Source organism: Streptomyces griseochromogenes (assembly GCF_001542625.1).
GTDB lineage: Bacteria > Actinomycetota > Actinomycetes > Streptomycetales > Streptomycetaceae > Streptomyces > Streptomyces griseochromogenes.
Genome location: NZ_CP016279.1, coordinates 2,738,822 through 2,764,221 on the forward strand (window position 1 = coordinate 2,738,822; position 25,400 = coordinate 2,764,221).

Sequence of the window (25,400 nt, forward strand, 5' to 3'; positions counted from 1 at the left end):
CTTCTTGACGTCGCACGTGTGGCCGAGTTGACTTCCAGCCACCTCGGCCGCAACGACGCGGCCTCGTCAGGGAGGTTTCTAGAGTGAACACGCGCATGCGTCGTGCCGCCGTCGTCGTTGCCGCTGGTGCGATGGCAGTCTCGCTGGCCGCCTGTGGCAGTGCCAAGGAGTCCAAGGGTGGCGACAGCTCTTCCTCGGCGTCCGCCAAGAAGGGCGACAACATCAAGGTCGGCCTCCTCCTTCCGGAGAACAAGACCGCCCGTTACGAGAAGTTCGACCGCCCGCTGATCGAGAAGAAGATCAAGGAGCTGACGAACGGCAAGGCGACGATCCAGTACAACAACGCCCGCCAGGACGCGAACCTGCAGGCCCAGCAGGTCGACACCATGATCACCAACAAGGTGGACGTCCTGATCGTGGACGCGGTCGACGCCAAGGCCATTCAGAACTCGGTTCAGAAGGCCAAGGACGCCGGTATCAAGGTCGTCGCCTACGACCGTCTGGCCGAGGGACCGATCAGCGCCTACACCTCGTTCGACAACGAGGAGGTCGGCAAGACCCAGGGCGAGGCCCTGCTGAAGGCGCTGGGCAGCAAGGCCGCCAAGTCTTCCAAGATCGTCATGGTGAACGGCTCGGTGACCGACCCGAACGCCGCCCAGTTCAAGAAGGGCGCGCACTCGGTCCTCGACAGCAAGGTCACCGTCGCCAAGGAGTACGACACCAAGGAGTGGTCGCCGGACAACGCCAACTCCGAGATGGAGGCGGCGATCTCCGCGGTCGGCAAGGACAAGATCGCGGGTGTCTACTCCGCCAACGACGGCATGGCCGGCGGTATCATCACCGCCCTCAAGGCCGCGGGCATCAACGTCCCGGTGACCGGCCAGGACGCCGAGCTGGCCGGTGTGCAGCGCATCGTCGCCGGTGACCAGTACATGAGCGTCTACAAGCCGTACGCCCCCGAGGCCGAAGCCGCCGCCACGATGGCCGTGTACCTCGCCCAGGGCAAGTCGCTGGACTCCGTCGCCAAGGACAAGGTCTCCTCCGGCTCCCAGAAGGACGTCCCGTCGGTCCTGGTCCCCGTCACCGCGCTGACCAAGGACAACATCAAGGACACCGTCATCAAGGACGGCGTCTACACCACCGCCGAGATCTGCACGGGCAAGTACAAGTCCGCCTGTGACAAGATCGGCCTCAAGTAAGCAGCGTCAAGTCCCTTCCCGTACACGGGCGTTCGTCCTTGAATGCCCGTAGGGAAGCCGACTGACGGCTCACAGTCTCCTCCGGCGCCCCGCGCATTCACACAGCCCCGCAAGCTCGGCGCGGGGCGCCGGACGGAACTTCCCCAAACTTCTGCACAACCTCCCGCCGGGTCAGGCGGCGAAGGAGATGGTTCACGTGTCCGCTACGCCCGTGCTGGCGTTGCGCGGGGTCTCCAAGCGGTTCGGTGCCGTTCAGGCGCTCACCGACGTAGAGCTTGAGGTCCACGCCGGTGAGGTGGTCGCCCTGGTGGGCGACAACGGTGCCGGAAAGTCCACGCTGGTCAAGACGATCGCCGGCGTGCACCCCATCGACGAGGGCGCCATCGAATGGGATGGCAAGCCCGTGTCGATCAGCAGGCCGCACGACGCCCAGGCCCTGGGCATCGCGACGGTGTACCAGGACCTCGCGCTGTGCGACAACATCGACGTCGTCGGCAACCTGTTCCTCGGCCGTGAGCTGAGGAAGTGGGGCGTCCTGGACGAGGTCGAGATGGAGCGCCGCGCCCGCGAGCTGCTGACCACGCTCTCGATCCGCATCCCGAGCGTCCGCATCCCGATCGCCTCGCTCTCCGGCGGTCAGCGCCAGACCGTGGCCATCGCCCGTTCGATGCTCGGCGACCCCAAGCTGGTCATCCTGGACGAGCCCACCGCCGCCCTCGGCGTCGAGCAGACCGCCCAGGTCCTCGACCTCGTGGAGCGCCTGCGCGAGCGCGGTCACGCCGTCATCCTCATCAGCCACAACATGGCGGACGTGAAGGCGGTGGCCGACAAGGTCGCCGTGCTGCGCCTCGGCCGCAACAACGGCGTCTTCGAGGTCAAGACGACCTCGCAGGAGGAGATCATCTCCGCCATCACGGGCGCCACCGACAACGCCGTGACCCGCCGTGCGGCGCGCACGTCCGGGGAGGTTTCCAAGTGAGCATCGACAAGACTTCCGCGAACCTCGACAAGTCCTCCGAGGCTCCCGAGGCCTCCAAGGACGTCGTGAACCCCGAGGCCGCGGCCGCCGCGGTCACCGCGGTCGACCCGCGCCTGCTGGTGCAGGAAGAGGGTCTGCTCGGCTACTGGACCGAGTTCAAGCGCAAGATGAAGGCCGGCGAGCTGGGCTCCCTCCCGGTCGTCCTGGGCCTCGCGATCATCTGCATCATCTTCCAGGTCCTGAACTCCAACTTCCTGTCCGCGCAGAACATCAACGACATCACGATCACGATGGTCGGCACGGGCATGATCTCGGTCGGCATCGTCTTCGTGCTGCTGCTCGGCGAGATCGACCTGTCGGTCGGCTCGGTCAGCGGCGCGGCCAGCGCCCTCGCGGGCGTCCTCGCGGTGAACCAGGGCTGGCCCGAGTGGGCGGCCGTGCTCGTCGCCATCGTCGCCGGTCTCGCCATCGGCGCGCTGCACGGCTTCTTCTTCGCGGTGCTCGGCGCCCCCGCCTTCGCCGTGACGCTGGCCGGTCTGCTGTTCTGGCTGGGCTTCATGCTGAAGGTGCTGGGCGAGGACGGCACGATCAACCTCGACAGCGACGGTCTGATCGGCAAGCTGACCACGTACTACTTCTCGGACGTGGCCGCCGCCTACGGACTCGCGGTCGTCGTGGTCGCCCTCTTCTTCGTCTCCTCCTTCCTCGGCAACCGGCGCCGGGAGGCCGCGGGCGTCCCGTCCCGGCCGCTGAGCGACACGGTCCTGCGCACCGTGCTGCTCGCCGTGGTCGCCTTCGCCGCGGCCTACATGTACAACCAGTACAAGGGCCTGCCGCTGGCCACCGTGATCTTCCTCGGGTTCCTGGTGGGCACCGACTTCTTGCTGCGCCGTACCTCCTACGGCCGCAAGATCTTCGCGCTCGGCGGCAGCGTGGAGGCCTCCCGGCGTGCGGGCATCAACGTCACGGCGGTGCGGATCTCCGTGTTCGCCATCTCCGGTGGCTTCGCGGCGATCGGCGGTCTGTTCCTGGCCTCGAAGATCGCCTCCGCCAACCAGAGCGCCGGTACCGGTGACCTGCTGATGAACGCGATCGCCGCGGCCGTCATCGGTGGTACGTCGCTGTTCGGCGGGCGTGGCCGCACCTGGAACGCGCTGCTGGGTGTGCTGGTGATCGTGTCCATCCAGTACGGTCTGCAGCTGGAGTCCATCGCGGAGCCGGTGAAGTACATGATCACCGCGGCGGTTCTGCTGACCACCGTGGTCATCGACTCCATCACGCGCAAGACGCAGAAGACGGCGGGGCGTGCGTAACGCCTAGCCGCCGTGGGGGCGCGGGTGTGATTGCGGGTGCCGGTCCGTGTGGGCCGGCCGCGCAGTTCCCCGCGCCTCTTTCAGGTGGCTCATTCTGCCCGGTGCCTCAAAGGTGCCGGGCACTGTCGTGTCCTACAAAGCCGGAACATTAGACTCGTCAAGCCCGGCAACAGCTCGATCAGCTCTACTTGCAAGGAGGCACGGGTGCCGCTGCTGACCCGCATCAGGGGACCGCGCGATCTGGACCGGCTCAGCCTGGAGGAGCTGGAACAGCTGGCAGAGGAGATCCGGACCTTCCTCGTCGACGCCGTCGCCAAGACAGGCGGCCACCTCGGCCCCAACCTGGGCGTGGTCGAGCTCACCATCGCCCTGCACCGCGTCTTCGAGTCCCCGAAGGACAAGGTCCTGTGGGACACGGGGCACCAGTCGTACGTGCACAAGCTGCTCACCGGCCGGCAGGACTTCTCCAAGCTGAAGATGAAGGGCGGCCTGTCCGGCTACCCCTCGCAGGCCGAGTCCGAGCACGACGTCATCGAGAACAGCCACGCCTCCACGGTCCTCGGCTGGGCCGACGGCATCGCCAAGGCGAACCAGCTGAGGAAACGGGACAGCCACGTCGTCGCCGTCATCGGCGACGGTGCCCTGACCGGCGGCATGGCCTGGGAGGCGCTGAACAACATCGCCGAGGCCAAGGACCGCCCGCTCGTCATCGTCGTCAACGACAACGAGCGCTCCTACGCCCCGACGATCGGCGGACTCGCCAACCACCTGGCGACCCTGCGCACGACCGACGGTTACGAGCGCTTCCTCGCCCGTACGAAGGACATCCTCGACCGCACCCCGGTCCTCGGGAAGCCGCTGTACGAGACCCTGCACGGCGCCAAGAAGGGGCTGAAGGACTTCATCGCGCCGCAGGGCATGTTCGAGGACCTGGGCCTGAAGTACGTCGGCCCCATCGACGGACATGACATCGAGGCGCTGGAGTCCGCGCTGGCGCGGGCCAAGCGGTTCGGCGGGCCGGTCATCGTGCACTGCCTGACCGAGAAGGGCCGCGGCTACCAGCCCGCCCTCCAGGACGAGGCCGACCGCTTCCACGGCATCGGTCCCATCCACCCCGACACGGGTGTGCCGGTCAAGGCCTCGGGCGCCGACTGGACCTCCGTCTTCGGCGACGAGATGGTCGAGCTGGGCAAGGAGCGCGAGGACATCGTGGCCATCACGGCGGCGATGCTGCAGCCCGTCGGCCTGAAGAAGTTCGCGGACACCTTCCCGGACCGGATCTACGACGTCGGCATCGCCGAGCAGCACGGCGCCGTCTCCGCGGCCGGTCTGGCCCACGCCGGTGTGCACCCGGTCTTCGCCGTCTACGCCACCTTCCTCAACCGCGCCTTCGACCAGGTCCTCATGGACGTGGCCCTGCACAAGTGCGGCGTGACCTTCGTGCTGGACCGGGCCGGCGTCACCGGCACCGACGGTGCCTCCCACAACGGCATGTGGGACATGTCGATCCTGCAGGTCGTGCCCGGACTCCGGCTGGCCGCCCCGCGCGACGCCGACCAGGTGCGGGCGCAGCTGCGCGAGGCCGTCGCCGTCGACGACGCGCCGACCGTGGTGCGCTTCTCCAAGGGTGCCGTCGGCCCCGCCGTACCGGCCGTGGGCCGCGTCGGCGGCATGGACGTGCTGCGCGAGCCGGGCACCGACCGGCCGGACGTGTTGTTGGTCTCGGTGGGTGCCCTGGCCCCGATGTGCCTGGAGATCGCCGACCTGCTCGACAAGCAGGGCATCTCCACCACCGTGGTCGACCCGCGCTGGGTCAAGCCCGTCGACGAGGCCATGGCCCCGCTCGCCGACCGGCACCGCGTCGTCGTCACCGTCGAGGACAACAGCCGCGTCGGCGGTGTCGGCTCGGCGATCGCCCAGGCGCTCAGGGACGCCGGTGTGGACGTGCCGCTGCGTGACTTCGGCATCCCGCCGCGCTTCCTCGACCACGCCTCCCGCGCGGAGGTCATGGCCGAGATCGGGCTGACCGCGCCCGACATCGCCCGCCAGGTCACCGGCCTGGTGTCCAAACTGGACGGTCGTTTCGAGGACGCGGCCGACGCGGCCGACGCCGTGGACTCCGTCGAACCGGCGCGCGACTAGGTACGCCCGGGAAAGCACCCGTAGGGCCGGTTTCGCCTCCTTCCCCGGTGGCGGAACCGGCCCGTCTGCGTGAACCTGCCTGTGCCGGGGCATACGCATCCCCAGCTCTCTCGATCATGTCGAGGACGACGAGCGTGTGGGAGGTAGGCCCGTGAGCAGCACCCTCTTCCGAACGAAGAAGGTCGAACAGTCCATCCTCGACACCGAGGAACCGGAGCACGCGCTCAAGAAGTCCCTGTCCGCGCTGGACCTGACCGTGTTCGGTGTCGGTGTCATCATCGGCACCGGCATCTTCGTGTACACCGGGTCGGTCGCCAAGACGACCGCGGGCCCCGCGATCTCCCTGTCCTTCGTCGCCGCGGGTGTCGTCTGCGCCCTGGCCGCGCTCTGCTACGCCGAGTTCGCCTCCACCGTCCCGGTGGCCGGGTCCGCGTACACCTTCTCCTACGCCTCGATCGGCGAGCTGCCCGCCTGGATCATCGGCTGGGACCTGGTCCTGGAGTTCGCGCTGGGCACGGCGGTGGTCGCCGTCGGCTGGTCCGGCTATTTCCGGTCGTTCCTGGTCAACAACATCGGCTGGCACGTGCCCGAGGTGATGGGCGGGCGGGACGGCGCCTCCGGCTTCGGCTTCGACCTGTTCGCGGCCCTGCTGGTCCTGGTGCTCACGGCCGTGCTCGTCATCGGCATGAAGCTGTCCGCGCGGGTCACCCAGGTGGTCGTGGCGATCAAGCTGGTCGTCGTGTTCATCGTGATCATCGCCGGGGCGTTCATCGTCGACACGGCCAACTACCACCCCTACATCCCGCGGTCCGAGAGCGCGGCGGCCGGCGGCAGCCTCAAGGCTCCGCTGATCCAGCTGATGTTCGGATGGGCGCCCTCCAACTTCGGTGTGATGGGCGTCTTCACCGGCGCCTCGATCGTGTTCTTCGCCTTCATCGGCTTCGACGTGGTGGCCACGGCCGCCGAGGAGACCCGCAACCCGCAGCGCGACATGCCGCGCGGCATCATCGGTTCGCTGTTCATCTGCACGGTGCTCTACGTGGCGGTCTCGATCGTCGTCACCGGCATGCAGAAGTACCGGGAGCTGTCCGTACAGGCCCCGCTCGCGGAGGCCTTCAAGGCCACGGGGCACCCCTGGTACGCGGGCGTGATCAGCTTCGGCGCCACCATCGGCCTGATCACCGTCTGCATGATCCTGCTCCTGGGCCAGACCCGGGTGTTCTTCGCGATGAGCCGCGACGGGCTGCTGCCGCGGTTCTTCTCGCACACCCACCCGCGCTTCAGGACGCCCTACCGTCCGACCATCCTGCTCGGCGTGATCATCGCCGTAGTCGCGGGCTTCACCAGTCTCCGCACGCTCGGTGAACTGGTGAACATCGGCACGCTGTTCGCCTTCATCGTCGTCGCGATCAGCGTCATCATCCTCCGCAGGACCCGCCCCGACCTGCACCGCGCCTTCCGCACCCCATGGGTCCCGGTCATCCCGATCCTGTCCGTGTGCGCCTCGCTGTGGCTGATGCTCAACCTGCCCGCCGAGACCTGGCTCCGGTTCGCCATCTGGATGGTGATCGGTTTCCTCGTCTACTTCCTCTACGGCCGCACGCACAGCCGCCTCGCCCGGGACGGGGAGACCGCCGTCGGCGAGGTCACGCGTCCGCCGAACGGCGGCACCCCTTGACCGGTCACCCGTCGGCCGCGGTGCCGGGCGGACCCGCTGCTATGCTCGCAGCAGCTATTTGAACGCGTTCAAATCGGGGGATCTCATGTCCGCACCGCTCGCGCCCGGCCACAAGGACGCACCCGCCGTCGCCCTGGGCCCCACCTCACTCGTCCTCGGGGCCGTCGCGGCCACCGGCGTATGGCCCTCCCTCGCGCTGGCCATGCTGCCGTGGTCGTTCATCGCGGGCCCACTCGCCCTCGCCTTCGGCCTCGCCGGCGTCCACTACGCCCGCCGGGGCATCGGCCGCATGTGGACCGCCGTCGTCGGAACCGCCCTCGGAGCCGTCTCAGTGGCCGGCCTCCTCACCCTGATCGTGGCGCTCACCGCGTGGTAGGGCGGCCCCGCGCGTTCAGCCGATGACGGCGCGCGGCCCGGTGACCTCCGCGCCCAGCTCGGTCACCCGGCGCCGCAGCTCACGGTCGGCCGTGACCACCAGGCGGGGCCGGCCGGGCTGCCCGGCGGCCAGCTCCACGATCCGGTCGTCCCCGCTGCCGGACGCGGACTCCACCCGGACCCCCGGCACCGACTCCACCCCACGGGCGGCACCCTCGACCACGAGCACGATCTCCACGGCACCGCCGTGACCCGGCAGCCCCGCACCGGCCAGCCGGTCCCGCAGCCGCTCGGCGGCGCCCCTGCGGTCCCGCCACCAGCCGTCGGGGCGCGATCCGACGACGTTGGCGCCGTCGACGATCACCAGCACAGGGCCGTCCGGGTCCGGGGAGCCGAGAGGGTCGTTCATGGGGCAAGGGTCCCACGGCGCCCGTGCGGGGGCGGGATCCGGCACCTCACACGGGCGGCTTAAAGTGAACCGGTGAACGGCGACTGGCTCATGCGCGGCCGCGACGGCCGGCTCAGTGTCTACCAGCTGTCGGGCGAGGCCGTCCTGTGCCGGGTGGAGCGCGGGCCCGGCGGCCCCTGGACCGACCCCCGCACGGTGGGCGGCGACCAGAAACTCCACCCCGTCCTCGCCCTCGGGCAGGGCGCCGACGGCTATGCCCACCTGGTCTCCTGGCGGCCCACCAAGAAGGGCGAGTCCGGGCTGGTGCACTCCACCCACTTCCGCCCCCGCCTCGCGGCGCTGGACTGGAACCCGATCGGCCACCCCGACAGGACGGGCGACCGCACCGGACGGCCCGCCGTCGCCGTGGACGCCCAGGGCCGTGCCCACGTCTTCGTACGCAACGGCGACGGCGGGGTGAGCCTGCTCGCCCAGAAGGAGAAGGGCGGCTGGGAGCCCTGGCGCGACCTGAAGGGCCGGGACATCCAGGACGGCCTGGCGGCGGTGACGGGGGAGCGGGGCCGGATCGACCTGTACGCGGCCGCCCCCGGAACCATCCTGTACTGGCGCCAGGAGGAGCCCGGCGCCCAGCCGGTCCTCCAGGAGGCACTGGAGACGGGCGTCCGCCCCGGCACCCTGCGCGCCCTGGCCACGTCCGCCGACCGCACGACCGTCTTCTACACCGACGACTCGGGCGATCTGTGCGCCTGGCGTCCCGGCGGCAAGCCGGCCACCCTGCTGCCCTCGGCGGGCCCCGGCCCGGTCACGGCGGTCCGCTGCGAACTCGACGGCCACGACTGCACCTTGCTGGCCCAGCGTTCGGCGAGCGGCCGTGTGGCCTTCGCCGCCTATCCCACCGAGCTGGAGTCGGCGGGCGCGTGGTGGACGGAGTCGGGTCCGCGTCTGCCGGTGGACGCCCTGGTGTCGCTGGCCCTGGACGAGGACGACCGGCTGGTGGCGGCGACGTTGTCCCCGTCGACCGGCCAACTCCTGCTGACCGGACGGAAGGACGAGCCGGGGCTGGCGCTGGAGGCGTGGCGGCAGCTGTGAGTGCGCCATGATGGCGGTCGTGGACACCGAGACACTCATCGGCGCCTGGCGGCGTCTCCTTGGCGGCTCCGGAAAATCGTGGGTGCTCTACGAGCACGGCACCTGTGTGGTGCTGGAGGAACCCGAGGGACCACTCGCCGACCGGGCCACCGAGATCCTGCGCGAGTTCGGTCCCGCGCACGTGGGCGGCCCGGCGGGCGACTTCCGGGTGCTGGAGCTCAAGAGCGGGGAGGGCTGGCTGGTGACGGGCCACCATCCGGACGTGGTCACCTTCGTCGCCCTCGACGAGTCCGAGGACCCTGGGCATCTGGCGGTCGGGATCCACGGGCGGTCCAAGCGCGACCTGGACGGCAGGGAACTGCACGTCGTCCATGTCGAGGACGCGCGCTCTCCCGCCCCCTGACACGCCGGTGCCCGGCACACCCCGAGGTGTACCGGGCACCGCAGACCGTACGAAGGCCGTTACTGCGGGACGCTCGCCACGCCCGGAGCCAGGAACTTCTTGCCGTTCACGCGCTCCGAGACGCCCTCGCGGTCCAGGTACGGCGTGATGCCGCCCAGGTGGAAGGGCCAGCCGGCACCCGTGATCAGGCAGAGGTCGATGTCCTGGGCCTCGGCGACGACGCCCTCGTCGAGCATGAGCCCGATCTCCTGCGCCACCGCGTCGAGCACGCGCTCGCGCACCTGCTCCTCGGTCAGGACGACATCGCCCTGCTTCAGCAGCGCGGCGACCTCCGGGTCCAGCTCCGGCTTGCCGCTGTCGTAGACGTAGAAGCCGCGCTTGCCCGCCTTGACGACGGCCGCGAGGTTCGCGGAGACCGTGAAGCGGTCCGGGAAGGCCCGGTTGAGGGTCTCCGAGACGTGCAGACCGATCGCAGGGCCGACCAGCTCCAGGAGGACCAGCGGGGACATCGGCAGACCGAGCGGCTCGATCGCCTTCTCGGCGACCTCGACCGGGGTGCCCTCGTCGATGACGTTCTGGATCTCGCCCATGAAGCGGGTCAGGATGCGGTTCACGACGAACGCCGGGGCGTCCTTGGTGAGGACCGCGGTCTTCTTCAGCTTCTTGGCCACCGCGAACGCGGTCGCGAGCGAGGCGTCGTCCGTCTTCTCACCGCGGACGATCTCGAGGAGCGGGAGGATGGCGACGGGGTTGAAGAAGTGGAAGCCCACGACCCGCTCGGGGTGCTGGAGCTTCGACGCCATCTCCGTCACCGACAGCGAGGAGGTGTTGGTGGCGAGGATCGCGTGCGCCGGGGCGACCGCCTCGACCTCCGCGAACACCTGCTGCTTGACACCGATCTCCTCGAACACGGCCTCGATGATGAAGTCCGCGTCGGAGAAGCCCTCGGCCTTGTCCAGGACACCGGTCACCAGCGCCTTGAGACGGTTGGCCTTGTCCTGGTTGATCCGGCCCTTGCCGAGCAGCTTGTCGATCTCGGCGTGGACGTAGCCCACACCCTTGTCGACGCGCTCCTGGTCGATGTCGGTCAGGACGACCGGCACCTCCAGACGGCGCAGGAAGAGCAGGGCGAGCTGGCTGGCCATCAGACCGGCGCCGACGACACCGACCTTGGTGACCGGGCGGGCCAGGTTCTTGTCCGGGGCGCCCGCGGGACGCTTGCCGCGCTTCTGCACCAGGTTGAACGCGTAGATGCCGGAGCGCAGTTCGCCGCCCATGATCAGGTCGGCGAGCGCCTTGTCCTCGGCGTCGTAACCCTGCTGCAGGTCGCCGTTCTTGGCGGCCGCGATGATGTCAAGGGCACGGTAGGCGGCCGGGGCCGCGCCGTGCACCTTGCCGTCCGCGATGAAGCGGCCCTTGGCGACGGCCTGGTCCCAGGCCTCGCCGCGGTCGATCACCGGACGCTCGACCTCGATGTCGCCCTTGAGCACCTGGGCGGTCCAGATCAGCGACTGCTCCAGGAAGTCGGCGCCCTCGAAGATGGCGTCGGCGATGCCGAGGTCGAAGACCTGCTGGCCCTTGAGCTGCTTGTTCTGGTTGAGGCTGTTCTCGATGATGACCGAGACGGCCTTGTCGGCGCCGATCAGGTTCGGCAGCAGGGCGCAGCCGCCCCAGCCCGGGACCAGGCCCAGGAAGACCTCGGGCAGCGAGAACGCCGGGATGGCCTTGGACACCGTGCGGTAGGTGCAGTGCAGGCCGACCTCGACGCCGCCGCCCATCGCGGCGCCGTTGTAGTAGGCGAAGGTCGGGACCGCGAGGGCCGCGAGGCGCTTGAAGACCTCGTGGCCGCCCTTGCCGATGGCCAGCGCGTCCTCGTGCTTCTTCAGCAGCTCGACGCCCTTGAGGTCGGCGCCGACGGCGAAGATGAACGGCTTGCCGGTGACACCGGCGCCGACGATCGTGCCTTCGGCCGCCTCCTTCTCGACCTGGTCGATGGCGGTGTTGAGGTTCGCCAGCGAGGCCGGGCCGAAGGTGGTCGGCTTGGTGTGGTCCAGGCCGTTGTCCAGCGTGATCAGGGCGAAGCGCCCGGCACCGAACGGCAGGTCGAAGTGGCGCACGTGCGCCTGGGTCACGACCTCGTCCGGGAACAGCTCGGCCGCGCCCTTCAGGAGTTCAGCGGTGGTGCTCACTTGTCGCCTCCGTCGAAGTGCGGGTTCTCCCAGATGACCGTCGCGCCCATGCCGAAGCCGACGCACATGGTGGTCAGGCCGTAGCGGACGTGTCGCTGCTCCTCGAACTGGCGGGCCAGCTGCGTCATCAGCCGGACGCCGGAGGAGGCCAGCGGGTGACCGAAGGCGATCGCGCCGCCGTACTGGTTGACGCGCTCGTCGTCGTCCGCGATGCCGTAGTGGTCGAGGAGGGCCAGCACCTGGACGGCGAAGGCCTCGTTGATCTCGAAGAGACCGATGTCACCGATGCCCAGACCCGCCTTGGCGAGGGCCTTCTCGGTCGCCGGGATCGGGCCGTAGCCCATGACCTCCGGCTCGACGCCCGCGAAGGCGTACGAGACGAGGCGCATCTTGACCGGCAGGCCGTTCTCGCGGGCGAAGTCCTCGCTCGCGATGATCGAGGCGGTGGCGCCGTCGTTCAGACCGGCCGCGTTGCCCGCGGTGACCCGGCCGTGGACGCGGAACGGCGTCTTGAGGCCGGACAGGTTCTCCAGGGTCGTGCCCGGGCGCATCGGCTCGTCGGCGGTGACCAGACCCCAGCCGGTCTCGCCGGCCTCCGGGCTGGTGCGGCGCACCGAGATCGGCACCAGGTCCTGCTGGATCTTGCCGTTGGCGTACGCCTTGGCGGCCTTCTCCTGGGAGCGCACCGCGTACTCGTCGGCGCGCAGCTTGGTGATGTGCGGGTAGCGGTCGTGCAGGTTCTCGGCAGTCATGCCCATGAACAGGGCGGACTCGTCGACCAGCTTCTCGCTCACGAACCGCGGGTTCGGGTCCACGCCCTCGCCCATCGGGTGGCGGCCCATGTGCTCGACACCACCGGCGATGACGGCGTCGTAGGCGCCGAAGGCGATTGAACCGGCGGTGGCCGTCACGGCGGTCAGGGCGCCGGCGCACATGCGGTCGATCGAGTAGCCGGGGACCGACTGGGGCAGACCGGCGAGGATGCCGGCCGTGCGGCCGAGGGTCAGACCCTGGTCACCGATCTGCGTGGTCGCGGCGATGGCGACCTCGTCGATCTTCTTCGGGTCCAGACCGGGGTTGCGGCGCAGCAGCTCCCGGATCGCCTTCACGACAAGGTCGTCGGCGCGGGTCTCGTGGTAGATGCCCTTCGGGCCCGCCTTGCCGAACGGGGTGCGGACGCCGTCGACGAAGACGACGTCCCTGACGGTACGAGGCACGATGGCTCTCCTCCAGGGTGCGGGACGCTGAGCGCTTGCTTACGACCATGCTACTTATGAGTAACGTGGCTGCACAGTCCTGGTGGGGGGAGCGGCGAACGTCACACCAGAGGCTTCGCTCGAGCGGGGGGACCCCCATCGCCGCGCGGAACGACCGCCCGCGGCCGGGCACGGCAAGGTGGCAGGATCTTGGCGCGATCTCGACGTACCGGAGGCGCCCCGAAGGAGCGCGGGACCGTGTCGATACGCGGCTCCGCCGTGTGGGCGCGAGCGGCCACGGTGAACCCGCGGCCGCCGTACGTGATCAAGTCCTGCGGTGGCTAGACACCGTTCGCGGACAGCGCCGCAACCAGTGCGGCCGTCACCTGGTCCACCTGCCACGCCCGCGCGCCGTACCCCGCCAGCGCGGCACCCACGGACCCGGCGTCGACCACCTTCGGCGGCTCCCAGCAAAGACGCCGCACCGTGTCCGGAGAGATCAGGTTCTCCTGCGGCATGCCGAGCTGCTCGGCCAGCGTCGAGACCCCGGCCCGGGCGGCGGACAGCCGGGCCGCCGCGGCGGGGTCCTTGTCGGCCCACGCCCGTGGCGGCGGCGGCCCGGTGACAGGCTGGCCGGGCTGCGGCAGCGCACCGTCGGGAAGGGCCTTGGCCCGGTCCACCGCGGCCTGCCACTGCTCCAGCTGCCGCCGCCCCACCCGGTGCCCGAACCCGTTCAGCGCGGCCAGCGCGTGCACACTGCCCGGCAAGGAAAGCGCGGCCTCCACGATGGCCGCGTCCGAAAGAACCTTGCCCGGCGACACGTCCCGCCGCTGGGCGATCCGGTCCCGTGTCTGCCACAACTCCCGTACGACGGCCAGCTGCCGGCGCCGCCGCACCTTGTGCATGCCGGACGTACGGCGCCAGGGATCCTTGCGGGGCTCGGCCGGCGGCGCGGACGCGATCGCGTCGAACTCCTGGCGGGCCCACTCCAGCTTGCCCTGCCGGTCCAGCTCCTTCTCCAGAGCGTCGCGCAGGTCGACGAGGAGTTCCACGTCCAGCGCGGCATAGCGCAGCCAGGGCTCGGGCAGCGGGCGGGTGGACCAGTCGACGGCGGAGTGGCCCTTCTCCAGGACGAAGCCGAGGACGCTCTCGACCATGGCGCCGAGGCCGACCCGGGGGAACCCGGCGATCCGGCCGGCCAGCTCGGTGTCGAACAGCAGCGTCGGCACCATGCCTATCTCGCGCAGGCAGGGCAGATCCTGGGTGGCGGCGTGCAGCACCCACTCGACGCCGGACAGCGCCTCGCCGAGGCCGGACAGGTCGGGGCAGGCGACGGGGTCGATCAGCGCGGTGCCGGCCCCCTCGCGGCGCAGCTGCACCAGGTAGGCGCGCTGGCCGTAGCGGTAGCCGGAGGCGCGCTCGGCGTCGACGGCCACAGGGCCGGAACCGGCGGCGAACGCGGCGATCACCTCGGCGAGGGCGGCCTCGTCGGCGATCACGGGCGGAATGCCCTCGCGGGGTTCGAGTAGTGGAGTCGGCGCCCCCGTCACAGACGATCCGGCGTCGTCCGGAGGGGTGCCTCCGGTGGTGCGCAGGGAAGCGTCTGCTGCGGTGTCTTGGGCGTCGGTCACATGTCAAGGGTATCCGTGTATGGACAGCACCCGTCGCCGGAACGTTCCGGCGACGGGCACCGGAGGGTCATAAACCAGTCAGGCCGGTGAACGCCCGGTTCACATGGTGGAACCGGCGCTGCCGGCGAGCGGCCCGGCGCAGGGTGCGGCCGAGGGGGTCAGTGGATGATTCCGGTGCGCAAGGCCACGGCGACCATGCCGGCCCGGTCGCCCGTGCCGAGCTTGCGCGCGATACGGGCGAGGTGGCTCTTCACGGTCAGTGCGGACAGGCCCATCGAGACGCCGATCGCCTTGTTCGACTGGCCCTCGGCGACCAGCCGCAGCACCTCGACCTCGCGTCCGGACAGCTCCCGGTAGCCGCCCGGGTGGCTCGGGGCACCCGGGGGGCGGCGGTGCATACGGGCGCCGGCGCCGAGGGGAGCGGCGCCGGGGCGGGCGGGGAGCCCGATGTTCGTCCGGGTACCGGTGACGACGTAGCCCTTGACCCCGCCCGCCAGGGCGTTGCGGACGGCGCCGATGTCGTCGGCGGCGGAGAGCGCCAGCCCGTTGGGCCAGCCCGCCGCGCGGGTCTCGGACAGCAGGGTCAGGCCGGAGCCGTCGGGCAGGTGGACGTCGGCGACGCAGATGTCGCGGGGGTTGCCGATGCGGGGACGAGCCTCCGCGATGGACGAGGCTTCGATGACATCGCGCACACCGAGCGCCCACAGGTGACGGGTGACGGTGGAGCGGACGCGCGGGTCGGCCACGACCACCATGGCGGTCGGCTTGTTCGGGCGGTAGGCGACCAGGCTTGCGGGCTGCTCGAGGAGAACGGACACCAGGCCTCCTGGGGTGGGGGAAGGGGCCGGCTTTGGGGAAGAAGCCGGGACGAACCGTGCTTTCAAGGTCACAGTCGTCTTCGGCAGCAAACCCGTCCGCCTTTAGAGAATGATCACGATCTAGTGAGTAACAATCCGTGCAATTCGGACACGCGATCGATCATCCGAAGATCGAGTCGGTCCGGGCCGGTGCGATTCGAGTGCGGAAAGTGGCCGTATCGACAAAGAGATGGTCAATTGGGCGTTCGCGGGGGTTAAGCCGGCCGGACCGGTCGTGACATCACCGGGACTGCGGACCCCTGCGCCGCTGCGGCAGGGTCACCACCGAGGCGTCACCCGGACCGGCCGGGGGCAGCCCGCCGACCTGGGCCAGCAGATCGCACCAGGAAGCGAGGTGCCCTGCGGTGTCCGGCACCCCGGCGAGGCTCTCGCGGGGCGTCCAGGAGGCGCGGATCTCGATCTGCGAGGCGGGCGGCCGCTCGGCCAGCCCGCCGAAGTAGTGCGAGCCCGCGCGCGTGACGGTGCCGCTCGGCTCGCCGTACGTGAGACCGCGCGACTGCAGCGCGCCGGTCAGCCACGACCAGCACACCTCGGGCAGCAGCGGATCGGCCGCCATCTCCGGCTCCAGCTCCGCGCGCACCAGGGTCACCAGCCGGAACGTGCCGCGCCAGGCGTCGTGCCCCGCCGGGTCGTGCAGCAGCACCAGCCGCCCGTCGGCCAGATCCTGGTCACCGTCGACCACCACGGCCTCCAGCGCGTACGCGAACGGGGCGAGCCGCCGCGGGGCGGGCGTCGTCTCCACCTCGACCTGCGGCCGCAGACGGCTGCCGCGCAGGGCTTCGACCGCGGCACGGAAAGCCGGCGGACCCGAACTGTCGGAGTGCCGGTCCGCCTCCCCGGTGTCCTTCTCGTCGTCCGTACCGTCAGCACTGTCCGACATTCGTCCCTGAGCCGCAGCCATGCGGGAAGGGTAAGGGAGCCGGTGCTCGGTGCCGGACTAGACACCCCGCTCCGGCACTGCCGCGCCGTCCGGGGGCCGCCGCCCCGAGCCCCCGCTTCGGCCCTGAACGGGCCTCGTCCTCGCTCTCCCCGCTCTCGGCTCCGCCTGAGCGGGGGGACCCCCGGACAGGCTGAATTCCGGTGACCCGTGTCGTGCGAGACTGGCCCCGTGAGTGCCAACGGAAGCCCCACGGGCCAGCAGCCGACAGCGACGTACGACAGCGCCTTCCTCAGGGCGTGCAGGCGCGAGCCCGTGCCGCACACCCCCGTGTGGTTCATGCGCCAGGCCGGTCGCTCGCTGCCGGAGTACCGCAAGGTGCGCGAGGGCATCCCCATGCTGGAGTCCTGCATGCGGCCCGAGCTGGTCACCGAGATCACGCTGCAGCCGGTGCGCCGGCACGACGTGGACGCCGCGATCTACTTCAGCGACATCGTCGTCCCGCTCAAGGCCATCGGCCTCGACCTCGACATCAAGCCCGGCGTCGGCCCGGTCGTCGAGCAGCCGATCCGCACCCGCGCCGACCTCGCCCGGCTGCGCGACCTCACCCCCGAGGACGTCCCCTACATCACCGAGGCGGTCGGCCTGCTCACCCGCGAGCTGGGCGCCACTCCGCTGATCGGTTTCGCGGGCGCGCCTTTCACCCTCGCGAGTTACCTCGTCGAGGGCGGTCCGTCCCGCACGTACGAGAACGCCAAGGCGATGATGTACGGCGACCCGCAGCTGTGGGCCGACCTGCTGGACCGTCTCGCCGACATCACCGCCGCCTTCCTGAAGGTGCAGATCGAGGCGGGCGCCTCGGCCGTGCAGCTCTTCGACTCCTGGGTGGGCGCGCTGGCCCCGGCCGACTACGTGAAGTCCGTGATGCCCGCCTCGGCGAAGGTGTTCGAGGCCGTCGCGGGCTACGGCGTCCCGCGCATCCACTTCGGTGTCGGCACCGGTGAGCTGCTGAAGCTCATGGGCGAGGCCGGTGCGGACGTCGTCGGCGTCGACTGGCGCGTCCCGCTGGACGAGGCCGCCCGCCGCGTCGGCCCCGGCAAGGCGCTCCAGGGCAACATCGACCCGACCGTCCTGTTCACCGACAAGGACACCGTCGAGGCCCGGGCCCGTGAGGTGCTCGACGCGGCCACCGGCCTGGAGGGCCACGTCTTCAACCTCGGCCACGGCGTGATGCCGAACACCGACCCGGACGCGCTGACCCGGCTCGTGGATTACGTCCACACGGCGAGCGCCCGCTGAGCGGACCCGCTCACCACACCTGACGGGGCCGGGCCCGCCTGCCGAAGAGCAGACGGGGCGGCTCCGGCGGGGGCGGGGTGCCGGGCTTGAGCGGCCAGGCCAGCAGCATGCCCGCCGCGAAGCCGACCACATGGGCCGCGTACGCCACGGTTCCGGCGCCGGAGACCCCGTGCCCCGAGGAGTACACCGCCTGGAGCACGAACCAGAAGCCCAGCACCAGCCAGGCGGGCAGCCTGAGCGGCAGGAAGACCAGGAACGGGACGAGGACCCAGACCCTGGCCGTCGGATACAGCACCAGATAGGCGCCCAGCACCCCGGCGATCGCTCCGGACGCGCCGATCAGCGGGTCGCCGGAGGCGTCGTTGAGCAGCGCGAACCCGTAGCCGGCCGCGTAGCCGCAGACGACGTAGAAGAGGAAGTAGCGGATGTGGCCCATCCGGTCCTCGACGTTGTTGCCGAAGATCAGCAGGAAGAGCATGTTGCCCAGCAGGTGCAGCCAGCCGCCGTGCAGGAACATCGCGGTGAACACGGACAGCGGCGGGGACTTGTCGTAGCCGGGTGGCGCCACGACACAGCCCGGGCCGTGCGGGCCCACGCCCACGCCGCCCGTGGGCACCAGCCGGGGCATCTGATGGTGGATCAGCTCCCGGGGGACCGCCGCGTAGTGGTCCACGAACGCCTGGAGGTGACACAGCCGCGCCAGATCGCCGCCTGCGGCCACGGAACCGGCAGCGCCCGGGGTGGCGAGGAAGACGAGGACGTTGGCCGCGATGAGCGCGTACGTCACATAGGGCGTGCGGCGCAGCGGGTTCACGTCATGGACGGGGATGACCACACAGAAGTAGTGCCCGCGAAGCGGCACGTGAATCGGTGAACGCGGCCGGGCACGCGTGCGTATCTGTTCTCAACCGACGTGAGGACAGGCGATGAACGTTCCGCAGGTTTCGGCGATGCATGCTCTCCCCGATGGTGAGGCAGAGCTGTCTTTGGTGCTACGGCTTCCCTGGGAGGATGTCGCGCGGCTCGGTCAGGAAGCGGGGCGGCTCGCTTCGCAGATGCAGCGGCCCGTGACGCTGGACGAGGCGGTGAGCCACCGGCTGCGGTCGGCTCGCCCCGCGGCGTCTCATGCCAAGCCGGCGGGTGAGCAGCCTGCCGCCGTGACGTCGAGTGCGGCCGTCACTTCCTTGCCGCGGATCAGCGGGACGGCCTAGGAGCGGTGCGGGGTGCGGGTGCGTGCCCTACGCCCGCCTGATCGCTGCCGTTGCCTTTCTCGCCGCCACCAGAACCGGGTCCCACACCGGTGAGAACGGCGGAGCGTAGCCCAGGTCCAGGGCTGTCATCTGCTCCACCGTCATCTGCGCGGTCAGCGCGACCGCCGCGATGTCGACGCGCTTGGCCGCACCCTCCCTGCCGACGATCTGTACGCCGAGCAGGCGGCCCGTGCGGCGCTCGGCGAGCATCTTGACCGTCATCGGGGCGGCGCCGGGGTAGTAGCCGGCGCGGCTCGTCGACTCGATGGTGACGGTCTCGTACCGGAGGCCGACCCGGCGGGCGTCCTTCTCGCGCAGGCCGGTGCGGGCGATCTCCAGGTCGCAGACCTTGCTGACCGCCGTGCCCACGACGCCCGGGAAGGTCGCGTAACCGCCGCCGGCGTTGGTGCCGATGACCTGGCCGTGCTTGTTGGCGTGGGTGCCGAGCGGGACGTACTGCTCCTGGCCGGAGACCAGGTTGAGCACCTCGACGCAGTCGCCGCCCGCCCAGATGTTCCGGTGGCCGCGCACGCGCATCGCGAGGTCGGTGAGCAGGCCGCCGTGCGCGCCGAGCGGGAGGCCCGCCGCCTCGGCGAGGGCGGTCTGGGGACGTACGCCGATGCCCAGGATCACGATGTCCGCCGGGAACTCGGCGTCCTCCGTGACCACCGCCCGCACCCGGCCGTCCTCGCCGGTCAGGACCTTGGTGACCTCGGCGTCGTTGACCATGGTGATGCCCAGGCCCTCCATGGCGCGGTGCACGAGGCGGCCCATGTCGGCGTCGAGGGTCGACATCGGCTCCTTGCCGCGGTTGACGACCGTCACCTCGAAGCCCCGGTTGATGAGGGCCTCGGCCATCTCCACGCCGATGTAGCCGGCTCCCACGACGACCGCACGACGGCCACGCGTGTGTACCAGCGAGTCCAGCAGTGCCTGGCCGTCGTCCAGGGTCTGCACGCCGTGCACGCCGGGTGCGTCCGCGCCCGGCATGTCCGGGCGGATCGGGCGGGCGCCGGTGGCGATCACGAGCTTGTCGTACGACGTCCAGGACTCGTCCCCGGAATCGACGTCACGCGCGCGTACCCGGCCGCCCGCCACGTCGATCTCCGTGACCTCCGTGCGCATCCGCAGATCGATGCCCCGCGCGCGGTGCTCCTCGGGTGTACGGGCGATCAGCCGGTCCCGCTCCACGACGTCACCGCCCACCCAGTACGGGATCCCGCACGCCGAGAAGGAGCTGAAGTGGCCGCGCTCGAAGGCCACGATCTCCAGCTCCCCGGCGCCCCGCAGCCGGCGGGCCTGCGACGCCGCGGACATCCCCGCGGCGTCGCCGCCGATCACCACCAGCCGTTCCCTGCCCTCGCGCTCACCGTTCATGGTCATGCGAACACGCTACGGGGCCGGGGCATTTCAGTCCCGGCCTCCCTCGCCGGAGGGGTCCGGCACAGCACGCGCCTGCGGCAGCGGGCCCGGCGCCGTCATCGCGGGCCCGGGCTCCGCGCGGCGCCGCAGGCGCGGGCGCACGGCCCGCAGCCACAGCAGTGCCAGCAGCGCCGCGAGCGCGGCGAACGGCAGGATCGCGCCGAGGGCCAGGGCGATCCAGAGCAGCATGGTGACGAACACGTGCCAGCCGCCCGACAGCGCGTCCACGAAGCCCGGCGTGTCGTCCCCCGCGGCCTTGTGCACGGGCTTCTCGGACAGCGACAGGCTGATGGTCGCGAGGCTCGTGCGGTCCTTCAGGGACGCCTGCTGCGCCAGCAGCGACTCCAGGTCCGCCTCGCGGCTGCTCAGCTCCCCCTCCAGGGTGACGACGTCGCTCAGCCTGGTCGCCCGGTCCATCAGCGTGCGGATCCGGTCCACGCTCGCCCGCTGCGACTTGATCCTGCTGTCCACGTCCACGACCTGGTCGGTGACGTCGACCGCCTTCGCGGTGCGCTCGACGAGCTTGCCGGTGCCCTGCAGACCGGCGAGGACCTCGTCGTACTTCGCCGTGGGCACGCGCAGGACGACCCGGGTCCGCTCATGACCGTCGGAGTCCCGGCTCGTGCTCTCCTGGCCGACGTAGCCGCCCGCGCTCTCGGCGGTCGTACGAGCCTCCTCCAGAGCCTTGGCCGCGTTCTTGACCTCGACGGTGAGGGAGGCGGTGCGGATGATCGCGCTCGGCGTGAGCTTGGGCGCCCTCCGAGCGGACTTGGCGCCGCCCGCCGTGCCGCCGGTGGCGCCCGGCTGCCGCGCTTCGGCGCCGGCGGCGGACTTGGCGGAGCCGCCCTGGTCGTTCTCGCCGCTGCATCCCGCGAGCGCGAGGGAGGCGGCGAGCAGGATGCCGGTCAGCAGCCGGACCGGTCGTGCGGAACGTGGTGTGCGCATGGGCGGTACCCCCGAGGACGGTGATCCGTGACGCTTCTTCGACGCCCGGGTGCGCACGGACGTTGGGCGTTCCCGGTCCCGATGCGGTCACGGTCCGGACTCGTCCGGGACACCGGGCGGGGGCGGGAGTGCCGGTGGGGTCTGAGAGAGTGGGGGGCATGAGCGCAACGGGTACGAGCACGGGGCATGTCGTCGTCATCGGAGCCGGTGTCGCAGGGCTGGCCGCCGCCCACCGGCTGCTCGGGCGCGGGACCCGCGTGACCGTCCTGGAGGCGTCCGACCGGGTCGGCGGCAAGCTGCTGCCCGGCGAGATCGCGGGCGTCCGGGTCGACCTGGGTGCCGAGTCGATGCTCGCCCGTCGCCCCGAGGCGGTGGCCCTCGCCCGCGAGGTCGGCCTCGCCGAGCGGCTCCGGCAGCCGGCCACCGCGACCGCCTCGATCTGGACCCGCGGCGCCCTGCGTCCGATGCCCAAGGGCCATGTGATGGGCGTCCCCGGCACCGCCGCGGCCCTGGCCGGAGTCCTGTCCGACGAGGGCCTGGCCCGGATCGAGCGCGACGCGGGCCTGCCCCGCACGGAGATCGGCGACGACGTGGCCGTCGGGGAGTACGTGGCGGCCCGGCTCGGCCGCGAGGTCGTCGACCGCCTCGTCGAGCCCCTGCTGGGCGGGGTGTACGCGGGCGACGCGTACCGCATCTCGATGCGCTCGGCCGTCCCGCAGCTCTTCCAGGCGGCCCGCGCCCACGACTCCCTCACCGCGGCCGTCCGGGACATCCAGGCCAAGGCCGCCGGCCACCAGCAGACCGGGCCCGTCTTCATGGGCATCGAGGGCGGAGTGGGCCGGCTGCCGCTCGCGGTCGCCGAGTCGGTGCGGGCCCGCGGCGGCGAGATCCTGACCGGGACACCGGTCACCGGGCTGCGCCGGGAGGCGTCGGGCGGCTGGCGGGTCGCCACGGGGGAGCGCGCGCTGCACGCCGACGCGGTGGTCGTCGCCGTACCCGCCCCGGCCGCCGCCGCTCTGCTGCGGGCCGAGTCCCCGGCGGCCGCCACCGAGCTGAGCGCCGTCGAGTACGCCTCCATGGCGCTGATCACCCTCGCCTACCGGCGCGCCGACCTCGCCCTTCCGGAGGGCAGCGGCTTCCTCGTGCCGCCGGTCGACGGGCACACCATCAAGGCCTCGACCTTCGCCTCCCAGAAATGGGGCTGGATCGCCGAGGAGGATCCCGACGTGGTCGTGCTGCGCACCTCCGTGGGGCGCCACCGCGAGACGGAGATCCTGCGGCGCGAGGACACGGAGCTGGTCGACGTCTCCCGGCACGACCTGCGCGAGGCCACCGGCCTGGACGCCGTTCCCCTCCGGACCCGGGTCACCCGCTGGACGGACGGCCTGCCCCAGTACCCCGTCGGCCACCACGCGCGCGTGGCGCGCATCCGCGAACACGTCGCCAAGCTGCCGGGCCTCGCGGTGTGCGGCGCGCAGTACGACGGCGTCGGCATCCCCGCCTGCATCGCGAGCGCGTACGCGGCGGTGGACCAGCTGGGCGGCGACCTGAGCGGGGCCGAAGAGCTGACGGCCAACCCGGTGCAGAGCCTGCACGGCGGAGCGGGAGAATAGGGACCATGAGTGACGACGCCCCCACCACCGAGTCCGGCAGGATCCCGAACAAGGGCAAGCTGGCCAAGGACCTCAACGAGGTCATCCGCTACACCCTGTGGTCGGTCTTCAAGCTGAAGGACGTGCTGCCCGAGGACCGCGCGGGTTACGCCGACGAGGTCCAGGAGTTGTTCGACCAGCTCGCCGCCAAGGACGTGACGATCCGCGGCACCTACGACCTCTCCGGCCTGCGTGCCGACGCCGACGTCATGATCTGGTGGCACGCCGAGACCAGCGACCAGCTCCAGGAGGCGTACAACCTCTTCCGCCGCACGAAGCTGGGCCGCGCCCTGGAGCCGGTCTGGTCGAACATGGCGCTGCACCGCCCCGCCGAGTTCAACCGCTCGCACATCCCGGCGTTCCTCGCCGACGAGACGCCCCGCAACTACGTGAGCGTCTACCCCTTCGTGCGCAGCTACGACTGGTACCTGCTGCCCGACGAGGACCGCCGCCGGATGCTCGCCGACCACGGCAAGATGGCCCGCGGCTACCCGGACGTGCGCGCCAACACGGTCGCCTCGTTCTCGCTCGGCGACTACGAGTGGGTCCTCGCCTTCGAGGCCGACGAGTTGTACCGCATCGTCGACCTCATGCGTCACCTGCGCGGCTCGGAGGCTCGCATGCACGTCCGCGAAGAAGTTCCCTTCTTCACCGGCCGCCGCAAGTCGGTGGCCGAGCTGGTGGCCGGGCTCGCCTGACCGGTGGCGGCTCCTCTGCCCGGCCGGGGGTCCGGGGGTTGTCCCCCGGGAGATGCAGCACCGGCCGCCGCAAGTCGGTGGCCGAGCTGGTGGCCGGGCTCGCCTAGGCGGACTTGCCCTTGAGGGAGTCCCGTAGGGGCTGCTTGGGGGCTCGGTGTTTGGGGGTTTCGGGCTTCGGCTCCGGGTGCGGTGCGCAGAACGCGCGCCGCCCCGGGAGGCGGCCCTCCAGCAGGTAGGCGTCGAGGTGTCCGTTCACGCACTCGTTGCGGCCGCCCCCGATCCCGTGCGTGCCCGCGTCCCGCTCGGTCACCAGCACCGAGCCGGACAGCCGCCGGTTCATCTCCAGCGCGCCCGCGTACGGCGTCGCCGCGTCCCGCTCGGCCGCCAGGATCAGCACCTGCGGCAGCTCACCCGGGCCGGTGCGCACGTCCAGCGGCCGCTGCCGGGGCGCCGGCCAGTAGGCGCACGGCAGGTTCATCCACGCGTTGTCCCAGGTCTCGAACGGCGCCACGCGTGCCAGCCGCGTGTTGTCGCGGTCCCACACCTTCCAGTCCGTCGGCCAGGCCGCGTCGTTGCACTCGACGGCCGTGTAGACCGCGCCGCTGTTCTCCGCCTCGGCGGCCGTCTCCGGGCTCGGCGCGGCCAGCTCGATCAGCGGCTTCGCGTCGCCCTTCAGATAGGCCGACAGCGCGGCGGCCCGGCCGGGCCAGAAGTCGTCGTAGTACCCGGCGGTCAGGAACGCGCTCTGCAGCTGCGCCGGCCCCACCTTCCCGCCCGCCGCCTTCGCGGCCAGCCGGCTGCGCGCGGTGTCGTAACTGCGCTGCACCTTCGCCGCCGTGTCGCCGAGCCGGTACACGTCGTCGTGCCGGGCCATCCACTCGCGGAAGTCCGTCCAGCGGTCCTCGAACGCGGCCGACTGGTCGAGGTTGTCGCGGTACCAGACCTTCTCCGGGGCCGGGTTGACCGCCGAGTCCAGCACCATCCGCCGCACGTGGGAGGGGAACAGCGTCGCGTACAGCGCGCCGAAGTAGGTGCCGTACGACGCGCCCATGAAGGTCAGCCGGTCCTCGCCCAGCGCCGCCCGCAGGACGTCCAAGTCGCGGGCGTTGTTGAGTGAGTTGTAGAACCGCAGCTTGCTCCCGGAGCGCTGGGCGCAGCCGCGCGCGTACGCCTTCGCCTGGGCGATGCGCTGCCGCTTGTACTGCTCCGAGGGGTGGGTCGGCGTCGGGGCGGGTGCCGGGAAGAAGTGCTTGGGGTCCACGCACGACAGCGGCGCCGAGCGTTCCACCCCGCGCGGGGCGTAGCCGATCAGGTCGTAGGCGGCGGCGATCCCCTTCCACTCGGGCAGCGTGCCGACCAGCGGGAAGAGCATGCCGGACGCGCCGGGGCCGCCCGGGTTGTAGACGAGGGAGCCCTGCCGGGGCACCTTCCGCTTGCTGTTGCGCGGGTCCGTGTGGGTGGCCCGCGCCCGGCTGACCGTCAACTGGATCTGCTTGCCGTCGGGGTGGGCGTAGTCCAGCGGGACGTTCACCGTGCCGCACTGCATGGCGGCGGGCGCGTCCTTCACGGCGGAGCACGTGCCGAAGTCGATGCCGACCGCGCGGGCGCGGGCGGCGGCCACCGCCGCCCCGCGCAGCTCGGCCCTGCCCGGCACATCGGGCGCGCCGCCCGCGGGCGCCGCGGCCAGAGAAGTCAGGAGCAAGGATCCGGCGGCCGAGTACAGGGCGGCAGCTCTCATCGCGTATCCCTTCGGTGCACGGCGGCGATGGCACGGCT

At 71.1% G+C, this 25,400-nt stretch carries 22 protein-coding genes; 12 read left to right on the plus strand and 10 right to left on the minus strand.

Features of this window, described 5'->3' with window-relative positions:
* The first annotated feature begins 95 nt into the window (after positions 1–95).
* The 6 genes from AVL59_RS11630 to AVL59_RS11655 all read left to right on the plus strand — a co-directional run bounded on the left by AVL59_RS11630 (position 96) and on the right by AVL59_RS11655 (position 7,687).
* Positions 96–1,199: a sugar ABC transporter substrate-binding protein gene (locus tag AVL59_RS11630; protein ID WP_067302453.1), complete on the plus strand. Its 1,104-nt coding sequence runs from the start codon at positions 96–98 to the stop codon at positions 1,197–1,199.
* A 187-nt stretch (positions 1,200–1,386) separates the two neighbouring features.
* A complete protein-coding gene (locus tag AVL59_RS11635; RefSeq protein WP_067302456.1) occupies positions 1,387–2,178 on the plus strand; it encodes an ATP-binding cassette domain-containing protein in 792 nt (263 codons plus the stop codon).
* Positions 2,175–3,491, plus strand: coding sequence for a sugar ABC transporter permease (locus AVL59_RS11640; protein WP_067302459.1), 1,317 nt, complete (start codon positions 2,175–2,177; stop codon positions 3,489–3,491). Before AVL59_RS11635 ends, AVL59_RS11640 begins: the two co-directional genes overlap by 4 nt.
* A gap of 204 nt (positions 3,492–3,695) precedes the next feature.
* Positions 3,696–5,633 (plus strand): 1-deoxy-D-xylulose-5-phosphate synthase, encoded by a 1,938-nt coding sequence (dxs, locus tag AVL59_RS11645; protein WP_067302463.1) that lies wholly within the window; start codon positions 3,696–3,698, stop codon positions 5,631–5,633.
* A gap of 151 nt (positions 5,634–5,784) precedes the next feature.
* Positions 5,785–7,311 carry an amino acid permease gene (locus AVL59_RS11650; protein ID WP_067302466.1) on the plus strand — a complete coding sequence of 509 codons (1,527 nt, stop codon included), beginning with the start codon at positions 5,785–5,787 and terminating at the stop codon, positions 7,309–7,311.
* An 85-nt stretch (positions 7,312–7,396) separates the two neighbouring features.
* Positions 7,397–7,687 carry a hypothetical protein gene (locus AVL59_RS11655; RefSeq protein ID WP_067302469.1) on the plus strand — a complete coding sequence of 97 codons (291 nt, stop codon included), beginning with the start codon at positions 7,397–7,399 and terminating at the stop codon, positions 7,685–7,687.
* A gap of 15 nt (positions 7,688–7,702) precedes the next feature.
* Here the strand turns inward: AVL59_RS11655 and AVL59_RS11660 are convergent, their stop codons facing one another.
* Positions 7,703–8,095, minus strand: a complete 393-nt coding sequence (locus tag AVL59_RS11660) for a PIN domain-containing protein (RefSeq protein WP_067302472.1) — start codon at positions 8,093–8,095, stop codon at positions 7,703–7,705.
* Positions 8,096–8,167: 72 nt separating this feature from the next.
* Here AVL59_RS11660 and AVL59_RS11665 point away from each other — a divergent pair, with 72 nt between their 5' ends.
* Together AVL59_RS11665 and AVL59_RS11670 are read left to right on the plus strand one after the other, a co-directional pair.
* Positions 8,168–9,184, plus strand: a complete 1,017-nt coding sequence (locus tag AVL59_RS11665) for a PLL family lectin (protein WP_067302475.1) — start codon at positions 8,168–8,170, stop codon at positions 9,182–9,184.
* A gap of 10 nt (positions 9,185–9,194) precedes the next feature.
* Complete coding sequence (locus AVL59_RS11670; protein WP_067317170.1) at positions 9,195–9,587, plus strand: hypothetical protein; 393 nt, start codon at positions 9,195–9,197, stop codon at positions 9,585–9,587.
* A 59-nt stretch (positions 9,588–9,646) separates the two neighbouring features.
* Here AVL59_RS11670 and AVL59_RS11675 read toward each other — a convergent pair whose 3' ends face one another.
* The 5 genes from AVL59_RS11675 to AVL59_RS11695 all read right to left on the minus strand — a co-directional run bounded on the left by AVL59_RS11675 (position 9,647) and on the right by AVL59_RS11695 (position 16,382).
* Positions 9,647–11,776: a 3-hydroxyacyl-CoA dehydrogenase NAD-binding domain-containing protein gene (locus AVL59_RS11675; RefSeq protein ID WP_067302477.1), complete on the minus strand. Its 2,130-nt coding sequence runs from the start codon at positions 11,774–11,776 to the stop codon at positions 9,647–9,649.
* On the minus strand, positions 11,773–12,993 hold the full coding sequence (locus tag AVL59_RS11680) for a thiolase family protein (protein ID WP_067302480.1): 1,221 nt from the start codon (positions 12,991–12,993) through the stop codon (positions 11,773–11,775). Before AVL59_RS11680 ends, AVL59_RS11675 begins: the two co-directional genes overlap by 4 nt.
* Positions 12,994–13,313: 320 nt before the next feature.
* Positions 13,314–14,603 carry a ribonuclease D gene (locus AVL59_RS11685; protein ID WP_079146651.1) on the minus strand — a complete coding sequence of 430 codons (1,290 nt, stop codon included), beginning with the start codon at positions 14,601–14,603 and terminating at the stop codon, positions 13,314–13,316.
* A 158-nt stretch (positions 14,604–14,761) separates the two neighbouring features.
* Positions 14,762–15,421, minus strand: a complete 660-nt coding sequence (locus tag AVL59_RS11690; RefSeq protein ID WP_067302484.1) for a response regulator transcription factor — start codon at positions 15,419–15,421, stop codon at positions 14,762–14,764.
* Between the two features lie 280 nt (positions 15,422–15,701).
* On the minus strand, positions 15,702–16,382 hold the full coding sequence (locus AVL59_RS11695; protein WP_067302487.1) for a DUF3000 domain-containing protein: 681 nt from the start codon (positions 16,380–16,382) through the stop codon (positions 15,702–15,704).
* Between the two features lie 207 nt (positions 16,383–16,589).
* Here AVL59_RS11695 and hemE point away from each other — a divergent pair, with 207 nt between their 5' ends.
* Positions 16,590–17,657 (plus strand): uroporphyrinogen decarboxylase, encoded by a 1,068-nt coding sequence (hemE, locus tag AVL59_RS11700; protein ID WP_067302490.1) that lies wholly within the window; start codon positions 16,590–16,592, stop codon positions 17,655–17,657.
* 10 nt (positions 17,658–17,667) lie between these two features.
* Here the strand turns inward: hemE and AVL59_RS11705 are convergent, their stop codons facing one another.
* Positions 17,668–18,492 (minus strand): rhomboid family intramembrane serine protease, encoded by an 825-nt coding sequence (locus AVL59_RS11705; protein WP_067302492.1) that lies wholly within the window; start codon positions 18,490–18,492, stop codon positions 17,668–17,670.
* A 115-nt stretch (positions 18,493–18,607) separates the two neighbouring features.
* Here AVL59_RS11705 and AVL59_RS11710 point away from each other — a divergent pair, with 115 nt between their 5' ends.
* Positions 18,608–18,868 carry a hypothetical protein gene (locus AVL59_RS11710; RefSeq protein WP_067317171.1) on the plus strand — a complete coding sequence of 87 codons (261 nt, stop codon included), beginning with the start codon at positions 18,608–18,610 and terminating at the stop codon, positions 18,866–18,868.
* Positions 18,869–18,895: 27 nt separating this feature from the next.
* On the opposite strand, the gene AVL59_RS11715 is transcribed toward AVL59_RS11710, so the two are convergent.
* Positions 18,896–20,290, minus strand: coding sequence for an FAD-dependent oxidoreductase (locus AVL59_RS11715; RefSeq protein ID WP_067302494.1), 1,395 nt, complete (start codon positions 20,288–20,290; stop codon positions 18,896–18,898).
* A gap of 27 nt (positions 20,291–20,317) precedes the next feature.
* The gene (locus AVL59_RS11720; RefSeq protein ID WP_067302496.1) at positions 20,318–21,274 is read right to left on the minus strand and encodes a DUF4349 domain-containing protein; all 957 of its coding nucleotides are present in this window, start codon (positions 21,272–21,274) and stop codon (positions 20,318–20,320) included.
* A 158-nt stretch (positions 21,275–21,432) separates the two neighbouring features.
* Here AVL59_RS11720 and hemG point away from each other — a divergent pair, with 158 nt between their 5' ends.
* Together hemG and hemQ are read left to right on the plus strand one after the other, a co-directional pair.
* Positions 21,433–22,887 (plus strand): protoporphyrinogen oxidase, encoded by a 1,455-nt coding sequence (hemG, locus tag AVL59_RS11725; protein WP_067302498.1) that lies wholly within the window; start codon positions 21,433–21,435, stop codon positions 22,885–22,887.
* A 5-nt stretch (positions 22,888–22,892) separates the two neighbouring features.
* Positions 22,893–23,624, plus strand: coding sequence for a hydrogen peroxide-dependent heme synthase (gene hemQ / locus AVL59_RS11730; RefSeq protein ID WP_067302501.1), 732 nt, complete (start codon positions 22,893–22,895; stop codon positions 23,622–23,624).
* 103 nt (positions 23,625–23,727) lie between these two features.
* Here hemQ and AVL59_RS11735 read toward each other — a convergent pair whose 3' ends face one another.
* On the minus strand, positions 23,728–25,362 hold the full coding sequence (locus tag AVL59_RS11735; protein ID WP_067302504.1) for an alpha/beta hydrolase: 1,635 nt from the start codon (positions 25,360–25,362) through the stop codon (positions 23,728–23,730).
* Positions 25,363–25,400: the final 38 nt, after the last annotated feature.